Source organism: Dyadobacter sp. (genome assembly GCF_051859145.1).
In the GTDB taxonomy this organism is placed as follows: domain Bacteria; phylum Bacteroidota; class Bacteroidia; order Cytophagales; family Spirosomataceae; genus Dyadobacter.
Map to the genome: position 1 here is coordinate 1 of NZ_JBHYGF010000514.1, position 2,172 is coordinate 2,172.

Sequence of the window (2,172 nt, forward strand, 5' to 3'; positions counted from 1 at the left end):
CGCAGGAAGCAGTTGCAATTATGCGTCTGCAAGGTTTGGGTGGAGATATTATCAATATTGCAAGCAAAAACGGTATCGTTTCAGGTCCGAATAATGTGGCTTACGGGACTGCGAAAGCGGCTCAGCAACATATGTCGCGCCTGCTGGCAGCGGAGCTGGGTCCTGATAAAATCCGTGTGAACGTAGTTAACCCTGACGCGGTAATTGCAGGTAGCAAAATTTGGGAAAGTGGCTGGGCGGCGGGCCGTGCAAAAGCTTATGGTATTAAAGTGGAAGAGTTGCCGGCTTACTACGCGAAACGCACCGTTTTGAATGCAGAAATCCATACCGAAGATATCGCAAATGGCGTTTACATTTTCGTGAGTGGCTTGTTGAGCAAGAGTACCGGAAACGTGATCAATGTCGACGGTGGAGTGCCTGCTGCATTCCTGAGATAATTTGCATGATACATGAAGCCGGGGCGAGAGTCCCGGTTTTTTTTATTCCATAAAACGCCTTTTCACATGAAAATCGAACAATATCAAATTGACCAGCATAACGATGATATATTGTCGCGCCACAATCGCCAGCTGGACTTTACCAACGAACAATTGGGTGAGCAGGGCATTCACGCCGGTGAGGTTATCAATGCACTGTCAGACTTCCAGGTGGCGATTCCAAGCTGGGCGCTGGGTACGGGCGGTACGCGTTTTGGCAGGTTTTCTGGTGTAGGCGAACCACGATCTTTGGAAGAAAAAATCGAAGATGTAGGCTTGCTGCATGCATTAAACCGTTCCAGCGGCTCCATTTCACTGCATATTCCCTGGGATATCCCGGAGCAAGCAAAGTCTATTATGGACCTGGCAAATTCGGTTAACCTGAAATTCGACGCGGTAAACTCCAATACTTTCCAGGACCAGAAAAATCAGGAGCATTCCTATAAATTCGGCTCACTTTCTCACGTTGATGCGAAGGTCAGGAAACAAGCTGTTGAACATAATATTGAGGTAATTAAATACGGAAAGGAGCTGGGCTCCAAAGCACTTTCGATCTGGCTTTCCGATGGTTCAACCTTCCCCGGGCAATCCAACTTTGTAAAAGCTTTCCAGCATACGCTCGAATCTTTGCAGGAAATATATGCTGCATTGCCCGACGACTGGAAGGTATATGTGGAATACAAAGCTTACGAGCCTAATTTCTATTCAACCGTAATCCAGGATTGGGGCAGTTCATTACTCTTCTGTCAAAAGCTAGGCCCGAAAGCTGATGTACTGGTAGATCTGGGGCACCACTTACCCAATGCAAATATCGAACAGATCGTCGCTACATTGATGATGGAAGGTCGGTTAGCCGGTTTTCATTTCAATGATTCCAAATATGGCGACGATGATTTGACAGTCGGCAGCATTCGTCCGTACCAGCTTTTCCTGATTTTCGTAGAGCTCGTAGCCGGAATGCAGCGCGCCAACCGGCCTGCGGATACTTACGCGTGGATGATCGACGCGAGCCACAATGTAAAAGACCCGCTCGAAGACCTGCTGCAATCCGTAGAAGCAATCCTGATCGCACAGGCGCAAGCTCTGCTCGTCGATCGCAGCAAACTGGAACAGGCAAGAATAGAAAACGACGTAGTACTCGCCCAGCAGATCCTGCAAAACGCATTCAGAACGGACGTAAGGCCACTCGTTCGCGAGTCAATGCGCCAGAACGGTGGCGCACTCGACCCCATCGGCTTGTTCAGGAGTTTGAGTGTAAGGAATGAGTTGATGAATGAAAGAGGGAGGTTGACTGTGGCGACAGGATTGTAGCGAAGGTGGAAGTTAGCGCCTGCCCTTCGACTGCCCGGCGGCCCGGTCCGCTCAGGGTGACAAGGCGATTTACCTTTGTCACCCTGAGCGCAGTCGAAGGGCAGGCACAAAGCTGTTAGAAGGGCAGGCACAAAGCTGTTAGAAGGGCTAAGCACAACCCCACTCAAAGCGACTTCCTCTTAATCAACGTAAACGGATTTTTAATAACTGCCCTTTTATTCTCATTAATCAACTCAGCCGCAGTTCTTCCCATTTGCTCATGATCGGTTGAAATGGTCGTAATTCCGTCCAGCAGGATTTCTTTTAGCGGCGTTTCGTTGTAGGATATAATCCCGATATCTTTCCCAACCGTCAACTGCTGCTCGCGCGATTTTTTGATCAGGTT

The 2,172-nt window shown here is 48.9% G+C and carries 3 protein-coding genes; 2 read left to right on the plus strand and 1 reads right to left on the minus strand.

The genetic code is table 11. The features are described 5' to 3' along the window. Together ACTIE6_RS23115 and ACTIE6_RS23120 are read left to right on the plus strand one after the other, a co-directional pair. A partial coding sequence (locus ACTIE6_RS23115) for an SDR family oxidoreductase (protein WP_439558883.1) occupies positions 1–437 on the plus strand: 437 nt, incomplete at its 5' end. 66 nt (positions 438–503) lie between these two features. Beyond that, positions 504–1,787: a TIM barrel protein gene (locus ACTIE6_RS23120; protein ID WP_439558884.1), complete on the plus strand. Its 1,284-nt coding sequence runs from the start codon at positions 504–506 to the stop codon at positions 1,785–1,787. Positions 1,788–1,950: 163 nt separating this feature from the next. Here the strand turns inward: ACTIE6_RS23120 and ACTIE6_RS23125 are convergent. After that, on the minus strand, positions 1,951–2,172 hold a 222-nt coding region (locus tag ACTIE6_RS23125), incomplete at its 5' end, for a substrate-binding domain-containing protein (protein WP_439558885.1).